This window comes from Mesorhizobium sp. ISC15 (genome assembly GCF_037162615.1).
Classification (GTDB): Bacteria; Pseudomonadota; Alphaproteobacteria; order Rhizobiales; family Rhizobiaceae; genus Mesorhizobium; species Mesorhizobium mediterraneum.
Map to the genome: position 1 here is coordinate 3,017,256 of NZ_JAVSPX010000001.1, position 22,424 is coordinate 3,039,679.

Consider the following 22,424-nt stretch of genomic DNA (forward strand, 5'->3'; position numbering starts at 1 on the left):
TTGTCGTATGAAAAGCTGATGGATGGCGCGTTCGATGCGCTGATCGAAGAGATGACGGATGCGGAGAAGGTGTCGCTTGTTTCGGGCCACCGCATGTGGAAGACGGCAGCGATCGAGCGTCTGGGCATCCCGCAGATCGTCATGACCGACGGCACCTACGGGGTGCGTTACTCCATCCCGCAGATCGATCAGGATGAAGCCGGGGGCCAGGATTTCGCGGCGTTTCTCTCCGTCGTCGACCAGAAGGCCGATGACGTGCAGATTGCCTGGGGGCAGGTCAGACCCGCGACCTGCTTTCCAAACGGATGCAGCATCGCCTGTTCGTGGGACACAGACCTTGCGCGTGGGTTGGGCGAGGCTCTCGCCCGCGAATGTCAAGAAGCCGGCGTTCATCTGCTGCTCGGACCGGGGATCAACATCCGTCGCACCCCGCTCGGCGGCCGCTCCTACGAATATTATTCCGAAGATCCGATCCTTACGGGGGATTTCGCGGCCGGCGTCATCGGCGGGCTGCAGGACAACGGCGTTGGCGCATCGCTGAAGCATTTCGCCTGCAACAATTCCGAAGTCGAGCGGACGACCATGGATTCCGTGGTCGAGGAACGCGCTCTGCGGGAGATATACTTGAGCGGCTTCGAGCGGGCGATAGCCAAGAACAATCCTTGGACCGTCATGAGTTCCTACAATCGCTTGAACGGCGGCCAAGCTGCCGAGAACCCTTGGCTCCTCGACGAGGTGTTGCGAGGCGAGTGGGGCTATGACGGCGTGGTTGTCTCCGATTGGCACGGCATCAAGGATCGACCCGCCTCGCTGGCGGCCGGCAACGACCTCGACATGCCGGAAAGCGAGACGCGCAAGGCCGACCTGCTGGAGGCGATCAAGGCGGGCAGGATAGACTGCGCCGTGCTCGACAAGGCCTGCGCACGCATGCTCGGTCTGATCCGGCGCGCCAAGCGCGGGGAAGCCCGGGGGCGGGTTTTCGATCGTGCCGAGCATCATTCGCTGGCCCGCCGGATGGCGGCCGAATCCATCGTTTTGCTGAAAAACGAGGGCGCACTCCTGCCGATCTCGCCAGCGAAGGTGAAGCGTATTGCGATCGTGGGTGAGGGAGCCCGCACCCCCGTTATCCAGGGCTCCGGCTGCGCCACGACGCCACCGACCTCGGTGGACGTGCCGTTGGACGAAATCCGCAAACTCGCCGGCGCCGATATCCAGATCGAAATCTTCCGGGGCACGAGCGGGATCGCCGAGGACCGCGAGACGCTGATTGCTGAAGCCGAGACGGGCGCCGCCGGGGCCGACATGGTCATCGTGTTCGTCAATGTCGAGAGCGGCTATGACGGCGAGGGCTCCGACCGCCGCACGCTTGATCTCGCGCACGGCCATGACGAATTGATCGAACGGCTTGCCGCCGCCAATCCAAATCTGGTTGTCGTCATTGCCAGCCCCGACGCCGTTGTCATGCCGTGGATCGACAAGGTGCAGGCCGTGGTCGAAACCTTCTTTTCCGGTCAGGCCATGGGCGGCGGCCTCGCCGATATCCTGTTCGGCCGGGTTAACCCGTGCGGCAAGCTTACCACGACCTTCCCGAAACGAATGGAGGACATGCCGGCCTATCTCACCTATCCGGGCGAGAATGGGCGCCACCTTTACAGCGAAGGCATCCATGTCGGCTATCGGTGGTACGATGCCCGCGACATCGAGCCGCTTTTTCCGTTCGGCTTCGGATTGAGTTTTACCGAGTTCGCCTACTCCGATCTCTCGCTGGACCGGTCGGAAATCCGGCGTGGTGAACGCGTTTCCGCGAGCTTTACCGTTACCAACACCGGAGCGGTGGAAGGCAAGGAAATCTGCCAGCTCTACGCCCGTTACGGCAAGCCCCGCCTCAAACGGCCAATCCGCGAACTGAAGGGCTTCTGCAAGGTTGCGCTGCGCCCCGGCGAAAGCCGCAGGGTCAGCATCGAGTTGACAGCGCAGGATCTCTGCGCCTTCGACCCGGCGCGCGGAGACTGGACGCTCGATAGCGATACGATCGGGATCGAGGTCGGTTCGTCATCGAGGGATATCCGGCTGGTGGCGCCTCTGCGAACCATTTCTTCCGTCTCGGAACATCGGCCCATCGAATGGGACACACAGCCGGTCTTCGTGCTTCGAAATCCGATCGCACGTCGAAAATTCGTCGCCTTTCTGCAAGGCCAGCTCGGCATCTCAGCGCAGGAGGCGGATACGATGCTGGAGCACTGCGCCAATTCCTTTTTCGGCATATTCACGACCTTCGACCGCCGGTTTCGCCGCAGTTTTCCGAAAGCCGACATCGAAAGACTGCTCTGCGAGATCAATGGCGAGACAGATGAGCGGGACTATCAAGCCGCGTAAGCTCTGCACGGGTGCTCCCCTGCCGCAACGACCCAATCGTCTTTGATCTCTATTGGTCAGTGCGCCGCTGAAAAGGTGGATCGTCGGAGTCGGGCGGACGTGCGGTCTACTGGGAATGGCTGACGCCGGAAGAGCGGAAGGCTGTTGCGGCGATCAAGGCCGCCTTCGACCCGCTGGGCATCATGAATCCTGGCTGCCTAATGCATGTCGCGCAAAAGTGCGCAGCGGTTTTGCGATAACGACATGCATAAAAACAAGAACTTAAAGCGCGCCGCATGAATCCGTTCAAACGCGACGCACTTTAGTGTCCGGCTGATATTTGTGCCGATTCCGCTCGACGCTACGATTCCCGGCAGCGTTGCAACGGGACCCTCTGCCGCGTCTGGTGGGCCGCGCTCACCCGTAGCGGGAGCAAATCGCGTACACAGCGGCCAGATAGGTGAGTGCAATCGTGACGTAGGAGACCGCGAGTTCGACTGCGATAGAGGTGATTTGAAACAGCATCACCGAGAAAGCCTTTGTTAACCCTAACTTATTAATACGCGCTAATTCTGACTCTTACCACCCTCCAAGAACAAGATACGCAACTACTGTCGGCAGCTTTGCCGTTCAGCATGGGACCACACATTGTGCGCACGCTAGCACCTGCGCGGCGCGGCAGGCGCCAAGTCCGATGCGTTGTATTTTCTAACGCTGAGACCAAAAGCGGCGTTTACTGGCCCAAGATCATGTCTGAAGCTCTCTGTCCGATCATCATACTGGGCGCATTGGTGTTGCCGCCGATCAATTTCGGCATGACAGACGCATCCGCGACCCGCAAGCCTGCGATGCCGCGCACCTTGAGCGTTGCCGGATCGACGACAGCCATCGCATCCGTCCCCATCTTGCAGGTTCCAACTGGGTGATAAACGGTCAGCGCTTCGGCGCGCAGATAGGCCAGGATTTCGTCGTCGCTACGCACATCCTTGCCCGGCAGCATCTCCCTGCCTCTGATCTCGTCGAACTCGGGTGCAGCAAAGATCTGACGCGCAATCTTGATGCCTTCGACCAGCACCTTGGCGTCCTCCTCGTCGGAGAAGAACCGGTGATCGATCAAGACATCCCGGCTCGATGCATGGCCGGACAATTTGAGTTCGCCAACGCTTTTGGGCCTAAGGACGCAGGTGTGAATTGCGTACCCATGCCCATACTCCAGAAGTCTGCCGCGATGGCTGCGATAGCCGGGCACAAAGTGGAACTGAATGTCGGGAATGTCATCTGCGTACTTCGTTTTGGCAAAGCCGCCGGCCTCGACATAGTTCGTGCTGAGCATGCCCTTTCGGCCGACGAAATACTGAAAAGGCGCTGCTAACATGCGGGGGAGATTCAGCAGCGACAGGCCCAGCGTCTTGGTGCTTGAGGAGCGGACTGTGATCATGCCGTCCACATGGTCCTGCAGGTTCTTGCCCACTCCCGCCAGATTAAGGATCGGATCTATGCCGATCTCTCGGAGCTCGGCCGCCGGGCCGATCCCGGAAGCTAGCAAAATCTTCGGTGAGCTGATCGCGCCGGCCGAGAGCACGATCTCGCGGTTAGCAGATAGCGTCTTCTGCTCGCCCTGGTGCCGCACCCTTACGCCCGCTGCACGCGCCTCCGTTATTTTGAGGTCGATAACTTCGCATTCGCTCAGAACGGTGAGATTTTTGCGATCGAGCACCGGGCGCACGAAAGCGGTGAAACTGCTGAAGCGCTGACCGCGATCTTGCGTGACATTGTATATCCCGAGGCCGAACTGGCTTTCGGCATTGAAATCGTCGTTGACAGGGAGGCCCGAATCGTTCCCGGCTTTGACGAACATCTTTGAAAGCACGTTCGGATCGCGTGGGCTGTCGACCAGCAGCTCTCCGCTTGTGCCGTGGTACTGGGGGTTTTGGCCAAGCAGATTGCGCTCGAGCTTCTTGAAGACGGGAAGCACGTCGCTATACGCCCAACCTGTGCAGCCGAGCCGCGACCACTCGTCATAATCTTGGGCGGCGCCCCTGATATAGACCATCGAGTTGATCGAGCTCGAACCGCCCAGCGCCTTGCCACGATTGACCGGAATCCTGCGGTTATCGAGGTGCGGCTGAGGCACGCCGACAAAGCAATAGTCATAATTCGGATTGCCGTAGAGCGAGAGGATTCCCGCCGGCACTCTCACCCGCACGCTGTTGTCGCTTCCGCCGCCCTCGACGAGGCAGACCCGCACGGATGGGTTCGCGCTCAGGCGATTGGCGAGGACGCAGCCTGCCGAACCTGCGCCAACCACGACATAATCATAAGTATCGGCCGACATTCACCGCGCCTTCAAAGAAAATGGAACGGGCCGGAAATCTTGGTAACCGGCCCGCCGACCTTACTGGAGGAGTTGCGTCCAGACTTTCGTGACAAGTTCCTGCGCTGCAGGCGAACACGCTTCGCCCATTTTCACCGGAACGGTTGGGAAAAGTTCGGGAGCGTTTTCCTTGGAGTAGAGCGCTTTCGTCTCGTCGATCTTTACCGGGGAGGAATGACCGTAGTAGTTGTACTCGGCCGTCGCGTTGTCGATCTCAGCCATAAAGTCGATGAACTTCTTGGCATTGTCGATATTGGCCGCACCCTTCGGCACGACATAGGAGTCCAGCCAGCCGACCAGGCCTTCCTTAGGCATCGCGTACTCAACGTTGGCCTTGTCGTTGCGGCGAACGCGCATGGTATTGCCGTCCCACCAGAAGTGGGCGCCAACCTCGCCGCCACCGATCCGGTTCTCGATATTGTCGCTGGAGTAGGCCGCGACGTAGGGCTTTTGCGCTTGTAGGAGATCGAGAACGCGCTTCATTTCCTGAGGATCTTCGCTGCAGTATTTGATGCCGAGATAATTCTGCGCAGCCGAAACGACTTCGTCTGGCTGCGCAAGGCTGGCGATTTTACCTTGCAGTTCGGCCGGCGGCTCAAAATAGGTCTTCCAACTATCGACCGGACCCTTGTAGACGTCGCGGTTGACCGTGTAGCCGGCGTTGCCGAAGGCAAGCGGGATCGAATGATTGCCGGTCGGATCCCACCATGGCTTCTGCCATTCCGGCAGGATTTGCTGATAGGCAGACATGCTGCTGGCTCCGATGTCCTCGAGCAGCCCGCTGTCTATCATGATCTTCACAAAATGCTGCGAGGGCGTCACGATGTCGTAGCCGGAGGAGCCGGCTTGCAGCTTGGTCAGCAGGTCCTCGTTGGAGGAGAAGGCGTCGACGGTGACGTCGATACCCGTTTCCTTTTCGAATTTTGCGACGACGTCCGGAGCGATGGAGTCGGCCCAAGCGTAGATCGAAAGCTTGCCTTCAGCATGAGCCGAGACGCTGAAGGCCAGTCCTAGCGCGCTGGCGACGACGAGTGATGTGACACGCGGATTTTTGAACATGTCGTTCCCCTTAATTTCTTGTTCTCCAAGGCAACGATAGCCCACATGCGCCAGCAATAAATTTGAATTCGCCGATGTGGTGGTTAGGTAAAAACTTGCTTCGCTATCTCTGCCGCTGCAGCAGAAAAGCGACCGTCGCCAGCGCGATAGAGGCCAGCATTATCAATGTCGATATTGCGTTGAGCTGCGGCGACACGCCTTGCTTGATCAGCGAGAAGACGTAAACGGGCAGAGTGGTCGCGCCGCCGGAATTCAAGAGATTGCTGGTGATGAAATCGTCCATCGAGATGACGAACGCAAGCATCGCGCCGCTGAGCACTCCCGGTAGAATGAGCGGCAGAGTTACGCGTCGGAAAGCGATCCATGCCGACGCGTAAAGATCGCGCGCGGCTTCTTCCAGATCAGCATCCATGCCCTGCAGGCGGGCACGTATGGGCAGGAATGCGAACGGGATGCAGAAAGTCGTATGCGCGATGATCAGCTTTACGATGCCATTCGCGAGGCCGATCTGGGAAAACAGGATCAGCGTGGCAACGGCAACGACAATTTCCGGCAGCAGCAGAGGCAGATTGACGACTGTCTCGGAAAGGCCGCGGAAACGAACGTCCCTTCCGCGCACGATTACCAATGCGGCCATTAGAGCCACGATTGTCGAGATCGTGGTAGCGATGACGGCGACGATGAGTGACACCTTCACGGCGGAAACCAGCGCTGAGTTGGATAGCGCCGCCGTATACCAATGAAGCGAAAAACCGCCCCAATTGGAAACGATGCGATTGGCGTTGAACGAGTAGAATACCACCACCGATATGGGCAGATAGAGATAGACGAAGAAAAGCAGGCTGAAGAGCCCGAAACCGGGGTAGCGCCTGACATCGGAACCGTTTGTCATAGTGCGAGCTCCGTCGTTTCCCTCCGTACGGCCCGCAATCCTCTGGCAACAAGGAATATCAGAACTGCCGTCATCAGAACGATGGATATGGCAGCGCCCAACGGCCAATTGCGCGCCGCGCCGAATTGCAGTTGGATCAGATTTCCCATCATCATCGACTTGCCGCCGCCGAGCAGCGTCGGCTCCAGCACTGCGCCGAGGCACGGAACGAAGACCAGAATAGCGCCAGCCAGCATTCCCGGCTGACAGAGAGGCAGGATGACACGGTGTAGCGTGACGAGGCGGCTTCCGTAAAGATCGTGCGATGCCTCGATAAGCGCCGGGTCGAGTTTCTCGATGGAGGCGAAAATCGGCAAAATCATCAGCGGGATGTAACTGTAAACGAGGCCGATCAGCATGGCGGTGTCACCGAACAGCAAACTGTCCATATCATCGATCAACCCGAGCGCGCGCAACGTCTTTTCGATCACGCCTTCATTGCCGAGAATGATGATCCAGGAGTAGACGCGCACGATCATCGAGACCCAGAACGGCAAGGTTACGAGATAGATCAGAGCGACCTTGAGCGACGGCTTTTGCAACGAGATGAAATGGGCGACCGGGAAGCTGAGACCAAGCAGATCAGCGTCGTCCCGGCCGAAAGCAGGAGAGTTCTCGCAACGACGATCAGATATTGTGGATTAAATTCGAGCTCGCCCGCCCAGCCTTCATTGAACAGTATCTGCTTGTAGGGTGCGGTGGTGAAAACATATTCGAAACCACCATACGGTCCACGGGTAGAGAACGAGACGAGAACGATGATGCCGACCGGTATGATCAATGTGAGGAACATGATCAGATGCGTCGGCAAAAGCCCCAGCACGTTCCAGCCCGGGCTCTTGATATGCCGCGTCATGCACCGAGGATCCGCACGGATTCGGCGGCAAAGCCGACTTTCACCGACTGCCCGATCTCGAACATCTGGCCGCGGCTGACACTGTTGCGCTTGGAAATGCGCAGCCTGGTGCCGCCCGTTTCAACGAGATAGTATGTGTAGCCGCCGAGATAATTGGTGCCCATGATCGTGCCATCGACAGCTATCGGGTTGTCCTGGGCAGGCAGGCTGATTTTCTCCGGGCGTATCGACATGAAGGCCTTCTGGCCGGCGACTGCTTTCTTGTGAGAAGCCGTCAAGGTCATGCCGAGCTGCGTTGTCACGGTCGCCTGCTCGCCGTCGACGGCAATCACCTCGGCGTCGAGGAAATTGGTCTCGCCGATGAAGTCGGCGACGAAGCGGTTTGACGGCTCCTCGTAGATCGCGGCAGGCGTGCCAAGCTGCTGGATTTCGCCATCGCCGAGAACGCAGATGCGATCCGACAGGTCGAGAGCTTCTTCCTGGTCATGGGTGACGAAGACGAAGGTGATACCGGTCTTGCGCTGCAGGATGCGCAGCTCGTCGCGCATAGCCTGGCGTAGCTTCAGGTCGAGTGCCGAGAGGGGTTCGTCGAGCAAAAGGACTTCCGGTTCGGGCGCCAATGCGCGGGCGAGCGCGACGCGCTGGCGCTGGCCGCCCGACAATTGCTGCGGCTTGCGCCCGGCAAATGCCTCCATATGGACCAGACGAAGCATGTCAGCGACGCGCGCATCGCGGCGGTCCTTTGACCAACCCAGGTTTTCAAGCCCGAAGCCGATGTTCTGTTCAACGCTCATGTGCGGAAACAGGGCGTAGCTCTGGAACACGGTGTTGACCCGCCGCTTATGCGGCGGCAGTCCCTGTATATTTGATCCGTGCAGGAAAATTTGCCCCGTCGTTGGCTGCTCGAAGCCGGCGATCATGCGCAACAGGGTGGTCTTGCCGCAGCCGCTCGGGCCAAGCAGCGTAAAGAACTCATTGTCGTAGATGTCGAAGGAAACGGGCTTCAACGCCTGATAGGTGCCGAATACCTTGGACACGCCCTTGATCTCGACAGCCTTTCGAGGTGCGCGCAGGCAGGCCTCGTCATTCATGGTCTGGGCGCTCCGGTAAGTCTTTGCGAGCTCGGGCGATGAAGGATTTTCACCGCCGCGCCACCAAGGGTGGGCGCGGCGTCGATCAGCGGCTACATCTTCTCCCATTTGCCGTTGCGGACGACGAACATGTCGACGTCGATGGCCATGTTTGTTTGTCCGTTCGCGTCGAACGAGACTTCTCCCAGAATGCCGTTGTGATGGATGTCACGAATGGCTTTGCTCAGGGCCTCCTTGTCGTCGATGCCCTTTTCCTTGATGACATCGAGCAGGATCTGCGTGGCCTCATAGGCATATTTGGCGTAGGAACCGGCAGGATCGGTGTAGCCCTTGGTTTCATAGGCCTTGCTGAATTCGTCGAGCTTCGGGTTCGACTGTACGGCCGGGGTTCCCGCAATCGTGCCCTCGGCGGCTGCGGCTGCGATCTCGATGAACTTCGGATCGTATATGCCCGAAATTCCGTACATGGGCACACTGCCCATTCCAAGGTCGGCCATCTGGCTGCGCACAAGCGCTGCTTCGGTGACAACGCCACCGAAGTAGACAGCATCAGGCGCCGCCGCCTTCGCCGTGGTCAGCATGGCACGGAAATCGGTGGTGCCGACCGCGGCTGCGTCCGACGAGACGATCTCTCCGCCAGCAGCCTTGAAGAAATCGCCGAACCACTTGGTGTTGGCCGCGCCGTAGTCGGTCGTATCGGAGATGATCGCGATCTTCTTGACCTTGCCTTGCTTGACAATGGCTTCGGCCAACGGCTTGTTTTCGTTGACCAACGTTGGCGTCACGCGGGTCACGTTCGCGAAATTCTGCTCGGTGATCTTCGGGCTGACCGCGCCCCAAACGATGAACGGCATCTGCGCGCGATTGAAGACTGGGATCGTCGCCAGGGCGACCGAGCTGTTCCAATGTCCGGTCGCGGCAATCACCGACGGATCGTTGACCAGCTTTTGGGCCGCCGAGACGCCGACGGCCGGATCGGAGGCGTCATCGAGGACGATGCCTTCCACCTGGTGCGGATAGCCGCTGGCATTGGCTTGCTCGATCGCGAGCAGGAAACCGTTGCGGGCGCCGAGGCCCTGCTGGGCGTTTCCGCCGGAGAGCGGTCCAATGAAGCCGAGTTTGATCTGGTCGGCCTGAGCCTGGGCGGCACCCAGCGCAATGGCGAACAGAGACCCAGCCAGAATTGACGATACGCGGATAAGCGCCCTGCGCCTGTTTTGCATGGTTCCACCTCAATAGAATTATCTGCCGCCATCGTAGCGACCCGGCCGATCGTGATCGTCGGCTGATCATCAGTGTATTGGCGCGTATTCAGTGATGAAATTCGGAAATTGTGACTCGTGAGTTCGGAGATTCGTTCTGTCCGCCCGGCATGGCGGTTGATACCCGTCTGCTCCCGATGGAGGCGAGCACAATGACGGAACTGCTTGTCCAGCAGCTGGTGAACTGGATAACCCTTGGCTGCATCTATGCCTTGCTGGCTATCGGATTCAGTCTGATCTTCGGTGTCCTGAACGTCATTCATTTCTCTCACGGCGATGTCGCAACGACGGCGCCGTTTATCTCGCTGGCGCTCGCCCAGGCGTTGGCGACGGCGGTTGGGGCTTCAAGCCCCGCTTGGCTGGTGGTTGCGGTACCGGCAGCCGTGTTCGCCGTCGGATTGATCGGCGTCTTGCTGGACAAGCTGGTTATCAGGCGCTTTCGCGACGCCCCTGCCATGATGGCGCTGGTCGCGACGGTGGCGCTGGGCATCGTCATCCGCGAGCTGATCCGTCATCTCTATCCGCAAGGCTCGAACCCGCATGCCTTCCCGCGCCTGGTGTCGGGCATGGCTTTCGAAGTCTCCGGCGTTGCCATCAGCTGGTTCGCGCTGCTTGTGGTCGTACTGACCATCGCGCTGGTGGCCATGCTGTTCGTCTTCCTGCGCTTGACCCCGCTCGGCCTGCGCATCCGGGCGGCCTCGGAGGACCGGATCGTGGCGCGGATGATGGGCATCCGTGATGCACGTGTCTTCCGGGCGACTTTCTTCATCGCCTCAGCGATCGGCGCCACTGCCGGCCTTTTGTTCGCAAGCTATGCCGGCGTGACACGGTTCGACTTCGGTGTCATGGCCGGCCTGCTCGGCTTTTCCGCTGCGGTAATCGGCGGCCTCGGCTCGATGCCGGGCGCCATACTGGGCGGACTGATCATCGCTGGCATCGAGGTGCTTGCGCAGACATTTGTGCCCGATGGTGCTTCCTATCGATTGGTGTTCGTCTTCCTGCTCGTCATCGCCGTGCTCATCTTCCGCCCGGCCGGCCTGCTTGGGCGCACCGTCATGGAGAAAGTCTAGCATGCAGGGTAGCGCTTCACTTGCTGCGCCGGGCAAGGCGGCGGCCGCAGTCTTCGCCATCGCCTCGCAACTTTGCGGGGCAGCGTTTCTCTACCTCATTTTGAAGGTTGACGGCGGCTGGCAGGTGGTCGGCCTGCTGGCTTTGCTCGGCTTCGGCTTCTACCTGTTGGAGAGGCTGCCGTGGATCGGCGACTACGCGTTGGCCAGCTTTGCCCGTGCTCCCCTTGTGGCGATGGCTACCGCGGCGGTCATCGTTGTGGCTTTTCCATTCGTCATCGGCTCGAATACCTATATGCTGCATCTGCTGATTGTCGCCCAGCTCTATGCCGTGCTCGCGCTGGCGCTCAATTTCCAGCTCGGCAGTGCCAACATTCCGAACTTCGCCACCGGCGCTTCCTACGGCATCGGGGCCTATGTGTCGGCGTTGCTGGCGATCAACTTCGGTATCAGTTTCTGGCTGACACTGCCGGTCGCGGCGCTGGCTGCAACACTGTTCGGTTTCATCATCGGCATTCCTTCGATGCGCACGCGTGATACCTATCTGGCGCTTGTCACCATCGCCTTTGGCGTCGTGGTCCAGCAGTTGCTGAACAATTTCGGCTGGACCGGCGGGCCCAACGGACTGGTCGGCATTCCTGCGCCCAGCCTGTTCGGGCATTCCTTCGCCGACCCGCTGGTGATCTTCGGTTGGAAACTACCGAGCCAGGCGAACTTCTATTATCTGTCGGCGGCGCTGGTCGTCGTCGCCATCGTCACGGCGCATCGGTTGCATGGCTCGCGCATCGGGCTGGCCTGGAACGCACTGCGCGCCGACGAGATCGCCGCCAAGGCGCAAGGCATCAATGTGGCGTGGTTCAAGGTGTTGGCGTTCGCGGTCGATGCCTTCCTGGCCGCCTTTGCCGGCACGATCTACGCCTTCTACGTGTCCTACATTTCCCCCGACAATTTCACCTTCCTCGTCTCCGTCACCATCATGACCATGGTCATCGTCGGCGGCATGGACAACATTTTCGGCGTCATCGTCGGTGCGTTCCTGCTGACCATCCTGCCCGAGAAACTGCGCGCCTTCGCCGACTACCGCCTGCTGTTCTTCGGCGTCGTCATCATCGGCTTCCTGATGATCCGGCCGCAGGGGTTGTTCCCGCAACGCATGCGGCGATACGGGGGCGATCTGTGAGCGCGCTTCTCAAAGTCGAGAATTTGACGATGCGCTTCGGCGGGTTGGTCGCGCTCAACGATGTCAGCCTTTCGATCGACAAGGGCGCGGTGCTCGCCGTCATCGGCCCGAATGGCGCCGGCAAGTCGACGCTGTTCAACGTCGTGACTGGCGTCTACCGGCCGACCTCCGGCCGGGTGACGTTCAACGGCACCGAGATCACCAGCCGCCCGTCCTATGAAGTCGTCGATCGTGGCATCGCCCGCACATTTCAGTCGTCGCGGCTGTTCTCGGACCTCAGCGTCCTCGACAACGTCATCATCGGCATGCACACCCGCACGAAGACCGGTGTGCTGGATGCGCTGTTCCGGCCGGGCGCGTCGCGCCGCGAGATGGCGGCCTGCGTGGAAAAGGCCGAAACCCTGCTCAAGCTCGGATCCGGCGGCCTGTTCGAACAGCGTTATCGGCCAGCGGGAACGCTGGCGCAGGCCGACCGGCGCCGGCTGGAGATAGCCCGCGCACTGGCCTCGCAGCCCAAGCTTTTGCTGCTCGACGAACCGTCGGTCGGCATGGACGATACGGAGACGGACGCATTGGTGGCCGACATTGTGCGGCTGCGTGCGCAAAACCCCGAGCTGTCGGTGGTCCTGATCGAGCACGACATGCGCGTGGTCGAGGCATTCCCGCACCACGTCGCGTGCATCGACTATGGCAGCAAGATCGCCGAGGGTGACTTTGCGGCGGTGCGCGCCGACCCGCGCGTCCAGGAAGCCTATCTCGGGAAGGCGGTCGCCCATGCTTGAGCTGAAGGGTGTCGATACCAGCTACGGGGCGGTCCCGATGCTGCGCGGCGTGGCGATGAGCGTTCGTCCCGGCGAACTGGTCTGCCTGCTCGGGCCGAATGGCGCCGGCAAGACGACAACCTTCATGACCGTATGCGGCGTTGTGCGCGCCCAGCGCGGCAAGGTCGAGGTGATGGGCCGGGACATGGCGACGCTTGGCACGGAAAACCTCGCGTCGCTTGGTGTCGGCCTTGTTCCGGAAGGGCGCCGGCTGTTTCCCAGCCTGACCGTGATTGAGAACCTGCGCCTGGGCTACGACGCGGTGTCCGGCCGGGGTCCCGATTTCGAGGCGCAGCTGGACAAAATGGGCAATCTGTTTCCGCGTATCCAGGAGCGTTTGCGCCAGGTGGCTGGCACTCTGTCCGGCGGCGAACAGGCGATGGTCGCGCTGGCGCGCGCGCTGATCGGCGAACCCAGGCTCGTGATCATGGACGAACCGTCGCTTGGTCTCTCGCCCAAGCTCATCGGCGAGTATTTCGAGATCACCCGGGAGATCCATCGCCGCGGCACGACCATCCTGCTGATCGAACAGAATGCGGAAATGGGACTAGGCATCGCCGATCGTGGCTATGTCCTGGTCAAGGGCAAGGTCGCCCAGGAAGGACCGGCAAAGGAGCTACTCTCGTCCAAGGCGGCCAGAAGCCTTTATCTCTGAGCCTCCCGGTAATTTCGTCTGTCGCAGCGGCGATGATCCCACGTTCACTTCTTTGGCGATGGCATCCAGCATTTAGGGACAAGCTAACCACTGCCACATGAAATCGTAATTTTCGCTACCGGGCCCCTTCAGTAAACCAACGATCAGACCTCCGTCGCATCCGCAGAAATTCTCAGGGAGAGCCAGAAAGGGCCGCTGAAATGTCAGTTGAAAAAGTAGACACGCTCGTTGTTGGCGGCGGCCAGGCGGGATTGGCTATGAGCGAGCATCTGAGCAAGTGCGGCGTGCCTCATCTTGTGCTCGAGCGCCGGCGTATCGCCGAACGCTGGCGCTCCGAAAGATGGGACTCTTTGGTTGCCAATGGTCCCGCCTGGCACGATCGTTTTCCGGGCATGGAGTTTCCGGACACCCATCCCGATGCCTTTGTCTCCAAGGAGAAGGTTGCGGACTATTTTGTCGCTTATGCGGAAATGATCACGGCCCCTATCCGCTGCGGCGTCGAGGTAAAGAAAGTGCACCGGCTCGTCGGCCGTCCCGGTTTCCAGGTCGAAACCTCCGATGGCGTGATCGAGGCCAGCAATTTGGTTGCCGCCACCGGAGCTTTCCAACATCCCGTTGTCCCGGCCATCGTTCCCGCAGATGCCGGGCTCATGCAGACCCATTCCAGCGCCTATCGTAATCCCGGCCAACTGCCCGACGGTGCGGTGCTGGTGGTCGGTTCGGGATCCTCGGGGGTGCAGATCGCGGACGAACTCTTGTGTGCGGGAAGGCGCGTCTACCTCTCGGTCGGGCCGCATGATCGCCCGCCGCGGGCCTATCGCGAGCGTGACTTCTGCTGGTGGCTGGGGGTTTTGGGCAAGTGGGACGCCCAGGCGCCGGCGCCCGGCACGGAACATGTCACCATCGCGGTGAGCGGTGCGCGTGGCGGCCAAACGATCGACTTCCGGCGTCTTGCCGCGCAAGGGATGACGCTGGTTGGCCGGACGGAATTGTACAGGGACGGTATCATGACCTTCGCGCCCGATCTGGCCAGGAATATCGCTCGCGGCGATGCGAACTATATGTCGGTGCTGGACGAGGCCGACGCCTATGTTGCCCGAAACGGCCTTGACCTTCCCGAAGAGCCCGAGGCCCGCAAGATCGGGTCGGACCCGCAATGCGTGACCGATCCGATTCTCGATCTCAACTTGGCAGAAGCAGGAATAGGTTCGATCATCTGGGCAACGGGATTCACCGTCGATTACAACTGGCTGAAAGTCGATGTGTTCGACGAAAAGGGCAAGCCGAGGCATCAGCGCGGTGTGTCGACCGAGCCCGGAATCTATTTCCTGGGCCTGCCGTGGCAATCGCGCAGGGGATCCAGCTTCATCTGGGGCGTCTGGCATGACGCCCAGCATGTGGCGGACCATATTTCCACGCAGCGCAAATACCTAGCCTACCATGCGTCCGCGAAGCGCGACACCAAGGTGGCGTAGCCAACGGCAACTGCAACGGATGTCCCGACCTCGAGCCTGATCTGACGGAGACCAAGATGGCGCATACCAGAATTCGCAAGTTCAACACCAAAGACACCTATCCCGAGCAGAAGCTCGACAACGATCTGTGTCAGGCGGTCGTTACGCGGGGCGGCAGGACCGTCTATCTGCGTGGCCAGTGTCCGCAGGACCTCGATACGGCCAAGAATATCGACAGCCATGATCCCGTCGAGCAGACGCACAAGGTCATGCAGAACATCCGCCAGCTGATCGAGGAGTGCGGCGGGTCCATGGAGCACCTGGTCAAGGTGGTGGTCTACATCACCGACGTGCGCCATCGCGAGGCGGTCTACCGCACCATGGGCGAGTACATCAAAGGCGTGCATCCCGTTTCAACCGGCCTCGTCGTGCAGGCTCTGGCGCGGCCAGACTGGCTGGTCGAGATCGACGGCACCGCCGTCATTCCGGATGATCGCACTTCGATCATCCCGGATGATCGCACTTCGATCATCCGGGACTGACGGCCATGACCTTTTCCATTGTCGCGCGGTGCAGCCGCACCGGCATGTTCGGGGTCGCGGTGTCATCCTCGTCGCCTGCGGTCGCGGCGCGCTGTGCCTTTGCGCAGGCAGGCGTCGGCGCCATTGCCAGCCAGAACGTCACCGATCCGACGCTTGGGCTGCGAGGCCTCGAACTGCTGGCGCGCGGCGCTTCGGCCGCCGAGGCGGTCGCCATATTGAAGCGCACCGGCGCCTATAGCGAATACCGGCAGGTGCTGGCTGTCGATGCCGCCGGGACGACCGCGATACATTCAGGTCCCAAGGCGCTTGGCATCTGGGCGGAAGCGCGCGCGGAAAATGTCGCCTGCGGCGGCAACATGCTTGCCCATGACGGAGTGCCGCAAGCCATGGTCGATGCCTTTCTGGCGTCGGAAGGACATCTGGGCGACCGCCTCATCGCGACCATGCGCGCCGCGCTGAAAGCAGGCGGCGAGGCGGGCCCGGTCCATTCCGCCGGAATGAAGCTGGTGCGTGAGGTTGCGTGGCCGGTCGCCGATCTGCGCTGCGACTGGACCGACGACTGCCCGATCGAGCAACTGGCGACGCTGTGGGAGCTCTACAAGCCGCAGCTCGATGCCTATGTGACCCGCGCGATAAATCCATCCGATGCGCCGAGCTACGGCGTGCCCGGCGATGAATAGTCAAGACACAGCCACGGGACATCTGCGATGAGCGAACTCAGCCACAAGGACTGGATCGGCAAAGCATCCGCGATCCGTTTTTGCGACAAGGCGTTCATCGACGGTAAGCCGGTTGCAGCCCGTTCCGGCCGAACCTTCGCCAGCGTCAATCCGGCAACCGGCGAAGTGCTGGCCGAAGTGGCGTCTTGTGGCGAGGAAGATATTGATCTGGGTGTTGCCGCGGCACGGCGCAGCTTCAACGCCGGCGTCTGGTCACGGACCAGTCCGGCACACCGCAAGGAGGTGTTGTTGCGGCTGGCGCAGTTGCTGCGCGAAAACCTGCATGAACTGGCCCTGCTTGAATCGCTCGACATGGGCAAACTCGTCAAAGATGCGGCCTCGGTCGACGTCCCCGGCTCGGCAGCGATCTTCCAATGGTATGGCGAAGCCATCGACAAGATCTATGACGAAGTGGCGCCAACCGGCGAAGGCGATCTGGTGTTGGTGCGGCGCGAGCCGCTTGGCGTGATCGGCGCAGTGGTGCCGTGGAATTTTCCACTCGACATGGCGACCTGGAAGTGCGCGCCGGCGCTGGCGGCGGGCAATTCGGTGGTGCTGAAACCGGCCGAGCAGTCGCCCTTGTCGGCCCTGCGGCTGGCGGAACTGGCTGTTGAAGCGGGCCTGCCGGCTGGCGTGCTCAATGTGGTGCCCGGCCTTGGCGAAACCGCCGGCCAGGCGCTTGGCCGCCACATGGATGTGGATTGCCTTGCCTTCACCGGCTCGACTGCCGTGGGCAAGATGTTCCTGCAGTACTCCGGTCAGTCGAACATGAAGCAGGTCTGGCTGGAAACCGGCGGCAAGAGCCCCAACCTCGTCTTTGCCGATTGCAGCAACCTCGATGCAGCGGCCGATATGGCGGCCTTTGGTATCTTCTTCAACCAGGGCGAAGTCTGCTCCGCCAATTCACGGTTGCTCGTGCAGCGCGGCATCAAGGATGTTCTTGTGGAAAGGCTCGTGCAGCGTGCGGCGGCCACGCAGCCCGGCGATCCACTCGATCCGGCTTCGAAAATGGGCGCGATGGTCGATGCCCGTCACGCGGCCAATGTCATGCGGTTTGTCGAGGCCGGCAAGAAAACCGCGCGCTTGGTTGCGGGCGGCGATCTGGTCACGGTCAACGGGCGCGGCAGCTTTATCCAACCCACCATCTTCGACGATGTCGCGCATACCGATCCGATTGCGCGGGACGAGATATTCGGGCCGGTGCTTTCTGTCATCGCCTTCGACGACGAGGCGGAGGCGATCCGTATGGCCAATGACAGTCCATACGGGCTGGCCGCATCGCTGTGGACCGACAGCCTGTCGCGTGCACACCGCATCGCCGGCCGGCTCCATGCCGGCACGGTTTCCGTCAACACGGTCGACGCGCTGAGCCCGATGACGCCGTTCGGTGGCTTCAAGCAATCCGGCTTCGGCCGCGACCTGTCGCTGCATGCGCTCGACAAGTACACCGCGCTCAAGACGACGTGGATCAAATACTGATGGATGGCAAAGGCTTGATCGAAGCACCTAAACCGGCAACATAGCCAGCCATGCCGCTACGCTTTACGCTCAGACAGTTGGAATATTTCGTCGCCGTTGGCGAGGCTGGCTCCATTGCAAAGGCGGCCGAACAGGTCAACGTGTCACCGCCATCGATTTCGGCCTCCATCGCGCAGCTGGAAACTGAGTTCGGCGTCCAGCTTTTTGTCCGCAAGCATTCGCACGGCCTCTCGCTCACCGCCGGCGGTCGCGTCTTCCTTAAGGAAGCCGCCCGCTTGCTCAACGACGCCGACGCCTTGCATGACGTCGCTGGCGACATTGCAGAAAAGGTGCGCGGCCCGCTGGCAGTAGGATGCTTGCTGACGTTCGCGCAGATCGTCCTGCCGGCTCTGCGCATGAAGTTCGAGCGCGCCTATCCTGATGTGCGCGTACGGCAGTTCGAGCGCAATCAAGGGCAGTTGCTCGAGATGCTGCAGCGCGGCGAAATCGACCTTGCCCTGACATACGATCTCGAACTGTCGCAGGACATGACCTTTGAGCCGCTGATCCTGGTGCCAGCCTATGTCATGCTGCCAGCGGGGCACCGCTTTGCGGGAAAGGCGTCGATCACGACGGAAGAATTGGCCGACGAGCCGATGGTGTTGCTCGACCTGCCTTTCAGTCGCGAATATTTCCTGTCGGCGTTCCACCAGCGGGGAATCCGACCGAACATCGCCGAGCGCACAGGCGACATTGCGGTTATGCGCACTATGGTGGCCAATGGCTTCGGCTACGGCATCGCCAATATGCGGCCGCTCAACACCCTGGCGCCGGACGGCAAGCCACTTGTCTTTGTGCCGCTGGATGGTGACTTGCGACCTCTGACCATGGGCGTCGCCTTGCCCAACTCTGAACATCGCACGCAAACCGTCCAGGCGTTCATCGATCACTGCCGGCATTTTGTGGTTGAGCAAGGCGTATTCGGCGCCGGGCGGGCGGTGGAACACCAGTCGATTGGCTAGATCAGCCACCCAATCAAATCGGAACCGCTCTGTTGCTAAGCTCGAAGCTGGTGGACGACAAGCCGCCGCAGCAATTCGTCCAGCATGTTGTCGCAGCGGCGCATCTGCTCGACGCTGACGAATTCGTCCGGCTTGTGCCCTTGCGCCATCGACCCCGGTCCGCATACGACCGTCGGCGTGCCGAGATCGCTGCTGAAAAGGCCACCTTCCGTGCCGAAGGCAACCTTGATGGTGTCGTTGGCGCCGGTCAGCGATTTGACGAAAGCGACGGCTTGCGAACTGAGCGGCGTATCCAGGCCGGGATAGGTGTTGGTGATGTCGATGTCGATCGCCGCCTCGGGCGCGATGGCCGAAGCTTCGACGGCAATGCGCGCTGCCTCCGCGCGCAGACCGTCGAGGATCTCCTGAGGGTTGTCGGCTGCAATATTGCGGATCTCGAAGTCGATCTGACAGAGGTTCGGCACGATGTTCAGCGCCACGCCGGCGTTCATCTTGCCGACGTGGACGGTTGTGTAGGGAATGTCGTAGTCGCCATCGCGGGCGCCATCACGCGCCAGCCGGTCCTGCTCCCGGCGCAAGGCGGCGACGAAGTCGCAGCCGAGATGGATGGCGTTGAGCGCCAGTGGAGCCAGCGCCGAATGGCCTTCGCGTCCCTTGCAGATGGCGCGTGCGGCAAGCTTGCCCTTGTGACCCGTCGCCACCTTCATGCCGGTCGGCTCGCCGATGATGCATAGCAACGGCCGTTGCGGGGCTCCTCGCAGCATGTCGATCAGGCTGCGCACGCCGATGCAGCCGATCTCCTCGTCGTAGGAGAGTGCCAGGTGCAACGGGGTCTGCAGTGTCATTTTCGAGGCCGTGACACATGCAGCGAGCGCGCTGGCGACGAAGCCCTTCATGTCGGCCGCCCCGCGTCCGTAAAGCTTGCCGTCGCGCTCGCTCATCTCGAAGGGCGGCAGCGTCCAGTTCTGGCCGTCGATGGGAACGACGTCGGTGTGGCCGGACAGCATGATGCCGGAAGTGCCGGCCGGTCCGATGGTGGCAAAGAGGTTGGCTTTATGGCCATCCCCGCTTTGAATGATCTGGCAAGCAATGCCATGTGCGTCCAGCAGGTCCGCTACGTAGCCGATGAGGTCGAGATTCGGGTCACGGCTCACCGTCGGGAATGCGATCAGCTTTTCAAGGATCCGGATGCTGTCCATGCGTCTAAATCTCGTTGCCCGTGCGAGCTATCTAGCATCGCGTGGCCACGGCCTTGAAGTCGCATTTGGCTCAGCCGGGATTCACCGGATGCTAATCCAGGCCGTGCCGATTAGGCGGGTCCTAATCGGCACGGAAGAAATCTGTAGTTTTCCGGCGCCTGCCTCAACTTATGAGTAGTCTCTCGGCATCAACCCAATGGCGCTTGGCAGACCGGCTTGCGCCACGGCTCGAGGAAAGTTCCATGCGCGATCCACGCTACGACATTCTGTTCGAGCCCATGAAGATCGGTCCAGTGACCGCCAAGAACCGCTTCTATCAGGTTCCGCATTGCAATGGCGGCGGCTACCGCGATCCTTCCGCCGCCGCCGAGATGCGCCGCATCAAGTCGGAAGGCGGCTGGGGCGTCATCTTCACCGAGCAGACCGAGATGCACCATACCTCGGAGATCACGCCCTTCATCGAGCTCAGGCTGTGGGACGACGCCGATATCCCAGCACTGGCCAAGATGGCCAGCGCCATGCATCAGCATGGCGCGCTGGCCGGCATCCAGCTGGCCTATTCAGGCATCAACGGTCCGAACCTCTACACCAAGGAAGTGCCACGCGGACCGTCGGCTTTGCCCATCCGGACCTTCACCAACGATCCGGTTCAGGCGCGCGCCATGGACAAGCAAGATATCCGCGACCTGCGCCGCTGGCACCGCAATGCCTTCAAGCGTGCCAGGCAGGCGGGCTTCGATCTGGTCTGTCTCTACGGCGCGCATGGCTTCGGCATCATCCAGCACTTCCTGTCTACCGCCACCAACCAGCGCAGTGACGAATATGGCGGCTCGCTGGAAAACCGCTCGCGGCTGATGCGTGAGCTGATCGAAGAGGGCCGGGATGCCATCGGCGGCACCTGCGGCCTGACGCTGCGGCTGTCGTTGGACGAGATGATCGGCGAGCTTGGCTTCGCCAATTCCGAAGTGCGTGACATGATCGAGATGCACGCCGACCTGCCCGACCTCTGGGATTTGGCCCATGGCGCCTGGGAGGACTGCTCCGGGCCGTCTCGGTTCAAGGAGGAGGCCGCGCAGGAGAGCCTCGTGTCCGGTATCAAGAAGCTGACCTCGAAGCCGGTCGTCGGTGTCGGTCGCTTCACGTCGCCCGATGTGATGGTGAAGATGATCAGGTCCGGCACGCTTGATTTCATCGGCTGCGCGCGGCCATCGATTGCCGATCCCTTCCTGCCGAAGAAGGTGGAGGAGGGGCGGATCGAGGATATTCGCGAATGCATCGGCTGCAACATCTGCATTACCGGCGACATGACGATGTCCATCTCGCGCTGCACGCAGAATCCAACGTTCATGGAGGAGTGGCGCAAAGGCTGGCATCCGGAACACATGCAGGCCAAGGGCGACAGCGAGAGCGTGCTGATCGTCGGCGCCGGCCCTGCCGGGCTGGAGGCCGCTCGCGCACTCGGCCTGCGTGGCTATCAGGTGGCCGTTGCCGAAGCCGGCACCGAACTCGGCGGCCGCGTGGCGCGCGAATGCCGCTTGCCTGGCCTCTCCGCATGGGGCCGCGTGCGCGACTATCGCCAGTATCAGCTCAGCCAAATGTCGAATGTCGACGTCTATTTCGAAAGCCGGTTGTCTGCCGAGGACATATTGGCCTTCGGCTTTCAAAACGTTGCCATCGCCACCGGCTCGACATGGCGCAGCGACGGCGTGGCGCGCGCGCATGTCGTGCCGATGCCGATCGATCCGGTCATGCCGGTCTACACGCCGGACGATCTGATGGGCGGCAATGTGCCGACCGGCAATGTCGTGCTGTTCGACGACGACCACTACTACATGGGTGGCGTTCTGGCGGAGCTTATGGCGCGCCAGGGCGCGAGGGTGACGCTGGTGACGCCATCCGCCTATGTATCCGACTGGACCCGCAACACGCTGGAGCAGGGTGCCATCCATCGCCGGCTGGCTGAGCTCGGCGTCGAGATCGTGTTGAACCGGATCGTGACGCGCATTGTGCCGGGAGGTGTTGCCACCGCCTGTGCATATACTGGCAACCGACGTGACATCGCTGCAGACGCTGTGGTGCTGGTGACGTCGCGCCAACAGGACGATGGCGTCTGGCAGGGCTTAAAGGCGCGGAGGGACGAATGGGCCGATAACGGCATTCGCTCGATCAAGGTCATCGGCGATGCCGAGGCGCCGGGGCCGATCGCGTGGGCAACTTATGCGGGGCACCGCTTTGCGCGCGAACTGGATGAAGCCGATATTGGCGACGCACTGCCCTTCCGTCGCGAGATCACGGCATTGGCCGCGGAATAGGTTTGAGAAGAAATAGATAGATTTGAAGCCGTTCATGCTTCCGGTTGCTCAGCATTCGATGAGCCAC

Annotated in this window: 20 protein-coding genes; 12 read left to right on the forward strand and 8 right to left on the reverse strand. The window is 61.1% G+C overall.

Annotation, left to right across the window (positions count from 1 at the left end; all coding sequences use genetic code 11):
* Nucleotides 1-18: 18 nt before the first annotated feature.
* Both RPG13_RS14425 and RPG13_RS34965 read left to right on the forward strand, forming a co-directional pair.
* Complete coding sequence (locus tag RPG13_RS14425; RefSeq protein WP_442921389.1) at nucleotides 19-2,376, forward strand: beta-glucosidase family protein; 2,358 nt, start codon at nucleotides 19-21, stop codon at nucleotides 2,374-2,376.
* Between the two features lie 119 nt (nucleotides 2,377-2,495).
* Complete coding sequence (locus tag RPG13_RS34965; protein ID WP_127289199.1) at nucleotides 2,496-2,615, forward strand: FAD-linked oxidase C-terminal domain-containing protein; 120 nt, start codon at nucleotides 2,496-2,498, stop codon at nucleotides 2,613-2,615.
* A 473-nt stretch (nucleotides 2,616-3,088) separates the two neighbouring features.
* On the opposite strand, the gene RPG13_RS14430 is transcribed toward RPG13_RS34965, so the two are convergent.
* From RPG13_RS14430 to RPG13_RS14460, 7 genes are all read right to left on the reverse strand, one after another.
* The gene (locus RPG13_RS14430; RefSeq protein ID WP_337125362.1) at nucleotides 3,089-4,690 is read right to left on the reverse strand and encodes a GMC family oxidoreductase; all 1,602 of its coding nucleotides are present in this window, start codon (nucleotides 4,688-4,690) and stop codon (nucleotides 3,089-3,091) included.
* A gap of 60 nt (nucleotides 4,691-4,750) precedes the next feature.
* Nucleotides 4,751-5,788 carry an extracellular solute-binding protein gene (locus RPG13_RS14435; protein ID WP_127288847.1) on the reverse strand — a complete coding sequence of 346 codons (1,038 nt, stop codon included), beginning with the start codon at nucleotides 5,786-5,788 and terminating at the stop codon, nucleotides 4,751-4,753.
* Between the two features lie 103 nt (nucleotides 5,789-5,891).
* A complete protein-coding gene (locus tag RPG13_RS14440; RefSeq protein ID WP_095486319.1) occupies nucleotides 5,892-6,680 on the reverse strand; it encodes an ABC transporter permease in 789 nt (262 codons plus the stop codon).
* The gene (locus RPG13_RS14445; RefSeq protein WP_337125363.1) at nucleotides 6,677-7,261 is read right to left on the reverse strand and encodes an ABC transporter permease; all 585 of its coding nucleotides are present in this window, start codon (nucleotides 7,259-7,261) and stop codon (nucleotides 6,677-6,679) included. The genes RPG13_RS14440 and RPG13_RS14445 overlap by 4 nt, the downstream gene beginning before the upstream one ends.
* Nucleotides 7,231-7,575, reverse strand: coding sequence for a hypothetical protein (locus tag RPG13_RS14450; RefSeq protein ID WP_337125364.1), 345 nt, complete (start codon nucleotides 7,573-7,575; stop codon nucleotides 7,231-7,233). The genes RPG13_RS14445 and RPG13_RS14450 overlap by 31 nt, the downstream gene beginning before the upstream one ends.
* Nucleotides 7,572-8,666, reverse strand: a complete 1,095-nt coding sequence (locus RPG13_RS14455) for an ABC transporter ATP-binding protein (RefSeq protein ID WP_126103095.1) — start codon at nucleotides 8,664-8,666, stop codon at nucleotides 7,572-7,574. Before RPG13_RS14455 ends, RPG13_RS14450 begins: the two co-directional genes overlap by 4 nt.
* 92 nt (nucleotides 8,667-8,758) lie before the next feature.
* Nucleotides 8,759-9,889: a branched-chain amino acid ABC transporter substrate-binding protein gene (locus RPG13_RS14460; protein ID WP_292638870.1), complete on the reverse strand. Its 1,131-nt coding sequence runs from the start codon at nucleotides 9,887-9,889 to the stop codon at nucleotides 8,759-8,761.
* Between the two features lie 191 nt (nucleotides 9,890-10,080).
* Between RPG13_RS14460 and RPG13_RS14465 the strand changes: the two genes are divergently transcribed.
* From RPG13_RS14465 to RPG13_RS14505, 9 genes are all read left to right on the forward strand, one after another.
* Nucleotides 10,081-10,998 carry a branched-chain amino acid ABC transporter permease gene (locus tag RPG13_RS14465; protein WP_126103093.1) on the forward strand — a complete coding sequence of 306 codons (918 nt, stop codon included), beginning with the start codon at nucleotides 10,081-10,083 and terminating at the stop codon, nucleotides 10,996-10,998.
* A 1-nt stretch (nucleotide 10,999) separates the two neighbouring features.
* Nucleotides 11,000-12,175, forward strand: a complete 1,176-nt coding sequence (locus RPG13_RS14470) for a branched-chain amino acid ABC transporter permease (protein WP_337125365.1) — start codon at nucleotides 11,000-11,002, stop codon at nucleotides 12,173-12,175.
* The gene (locus RPG13_RS14475) at nucleotides 12,172-12,957 is read left to right on the forward strand and encodes an ABC transporter ATP-binding protein (RefSeq protein WP_337125366.1); all 786 of its coding nucleotides are present in this window, start codon (nucleotides 12,172-12,174) and stop codon (nucleotides 12,955-12,957) included. The genes RPG13_RS14470 and RPG13_RS14475 overlap by 4 nt, the downstream gene beginning before the upstream one ends.
* A complete protein-coding gene (locus tag RPG13_RS14480) occupies nucleotides 12,950-13,651 on the forward strand; it encodes an ABC transporter ATP-binding protein (protein WP_126103091.1) in 702 nt (233 codons plus the stop codon). Before RPG13_RS14475 ends, RPG13_RS14480 begins: the two co-directional genes overlap by 8 nt.
* Before the next feature lie 200 nt (nucleotides 13,652-13,851).
* The gene (locus RPG13_RS14485; RefSeq protein WP_337125367.1) at nucleotides 13,852-15,126 is read left to right on the forward strand and encodes a flavin-containing monooxygenase; all 1,275 of its coding nucleotides are present in this window, start codon (nucleotides 13,852-13,854) and stop codon (nucleotides 15,124-15,126) included.
* A 56-nt stretch (nucleotides 15,127-15,182) separates the two neighbouring features.
* Nucleotides 15,183-15,647 carry a RidA family protein gene (locus RPG13_RS14490; RefSeq protein ID WP_337125368.1) on the forward strand — a complete coding sequence of 155 codons (465 nt, stop codon included), beginning with the start codon at nucleotides 15,183-15,185 and terminating at the stop codon, nucleotides 15,645-15,647.
* Between the two features lie 5 nt (nucleotides 15,648-15,652).
* Complete coding sequence (locus RPG13_RS14495; RefSeq protein WP_337125369.1) at nucleotides 15,653-16,327, forward strand: DUF1028 domain-containing protein; 675 nt, start codon at nucleotides 15,653-15,655, stop codon at nucleotides 16,325-16,327.
* Nucleotides 16,328-16,354: 27 nt separating this feature from the next.
* Complete coding sequence (locus tag RPG13_RS14500; protein WP_337125370.1) at nucleotides 16,355-17,845, forward strand: aldehyde dehydrogenase; 1,491 nt, start codon at nucleotides 16,355-16,357, stop codon at nucleotides 17,843-17,845.
* Nucleotides 17,846-17,895: 50 nt separating this feature from the next.
* Nucleotides 17,896-18,846, forward strand: coding sequence for a LysR family transcriptional regulator (locus RPG13_RS14505; RefSeq protein ID WP_095486329.1), 951 nt, complete (start codon nucleotides 17,896-17,898; stop codon nucleotides 18,844-18,846).
* Nucleotides 18,847-18,881: 35 nt separating this feature from the next.
* Here the strand turns inward: RPG13_RS14505 and argE are convergent, their stop codons facing one another.
* On the reverse strand, nucleotides 18,882-20,045 hold the full coding sequence (argE, locus tag RPG13_RS14510) for an acetylornithine deacetylase (RefSeq protein ID WP_337125371.1): 1,164 nt from the start codon (nucleotides 20,043-20,045) through the stop codon (nucleotides 18,882-18,884).
* A gap of 242 nt (nucleotides 20,046-20,287) precedes the next feature.
* Between argE and RPG13_RS14515 the strand changes: the two genes are divergently transcribed.
* Nucleotides 20,288-22,357 carry an oxidoreductase gene (locus RPG13_RS14515; RefSeq protein ID WP_337125372.1) on the forward strand — a complete coding sequence of 690 codons (2,070 nt, stop codon included), beginning with the start codon at nucleotides 20,288-20,290 and terminating at the stop codon, nucleotides 22,355-22,357.
* Nucleotides 22,358-22,424 lie beyond the last annotated feature (67 nt).

What these genes read in the sequence shown, in the direction of transcription:
- RPG13_RS14505 (WP_095486329.1), top strand. Translation starts at nt 17,896, where the DNA reads ATGCCGCTACGCTTTACGCTCAGACAGTTGGAATATTTCGTCGCCGTT.
- RPG13_RS14465 (WP_126103093.1), top strand. Translation starts at nt 10,081, where the DNA reads ATGACGGAACTGCTTGTCCAGCAGCTGGTGAACTGGATAACCCTTGGC.
- RPG13_RS14430 (WP_337125362.1), bottom strand. Translation starts at nt 4,690, where the DNA reads ATGTCGGCCGATACTTATGATTATGTCGTGGTTGGCGCAGGTTCGGCA.
- argE (WP_337125371.1), bottom strand. Translation starts at nt 20,045, where the DNA reads ATGGACAGCATCCGGATCCTTGAAAAGCTGATCGCATTCCCGACGGTG.
- RPG13_RS14455 (WP_126103095.1), bottom strand. Translation starts at nt 8,666, where the DNA reads ATGAATGACGAGGCCTGCCTGCGCGCACCTCGAAAGGCTGTCGAGATC.
- RPG13_RS14485 (WP_337125367.1), top strand. Translation starts at nt 13,852, where the DNA reads ATGTCAGTTGAAAAAGTAGACACGCTCGTTGTTGGCGGCGGCCAGGCG.
- RPG13_RS14470 (WP_337125365.1), top strand. Translation starts at nt 11,000, where the DNA reads ATGCAGGGTAGCGCTTCACTTGCTGCGCCGGGCAAGGCGGCGGCCGCA.
- RPG13_RS14495 (WP_337125369.1), top strand. Translation starts at nt 15,653, where the DNA reads ATGACCTTTTCCATTGTCGCGCGGTGCAGCCGCACCGGCATGTTCGGG.
- RPG13_RS14515 (WP_337125372.1), top strand. Translation starts at nt 20,288, where the DNA reads ATGCGCGATCCACGCTACGACATTCTGTTCGAGCCCATGAAGATCGGT.
- RPG13_RS14440 (WP_095486319.1), bottom strand. Translation starts at nt 6,680, where the DNA reads ATGACAAACGGTTCCGATGTCAGGCGCTACCCCGGTTTCGGGCTCTTC.
- RPG13_RS14450 (WP_337125364.1), bottom strand. Translation starts at nt 7,575, where the DNA reads ATGACGCGGCATATCAAGAGCCCGGGCTGGAACGTGCTGGGGCTTTTG.
- RPG13_RS14490 (WP_337125368.1), top strand. Translation starts at nt 15,183, where the DNA reads ATGGCGCATACCAGAATTCGCAAGTTCAACACCAAAGACACCTATCCC.
- RPG13_RS14500 (WP_337125370.1), top strand. Translation starts at nt 16,355, where the DNA reads ATGAGCGAACTCAGCCACAAGGACTGGATCGGCAAAGCATCCGCGATC.
- RPG13_RS14435 (WP_127288847.1), bottom strand. Translation starts at nt 5,788, where the DNA reads ATGTTCAAAAATCCGCGTGTCACATCACTCGTCGTCGCCAGCGCGCTA.
- RPG13_RS14460 (WP_292638870.1), bottom strand. Translation starts at nt 9,889, where the DNA reads ATGCAAAACAGGCGCAGGGCGCTTATCCGCGTATCGTCAATTCTGGCT.
- RPG13_RS14425 (WP_442921389.1), top strand. Translation starts at nt 19, where the DNA reads ATGGATGGCGCGTTCGATGCGCTGATCGAAGAGATGACGGATGCGGAG.
- RPG13_RS14480 (WP_126103091.1), top strand. Translation starts at nt 12,950, where the DNA reads ATGCTTGAGCTGAAGGGTGTCGATACCAGCTACGGGGCGGTCCCGATG.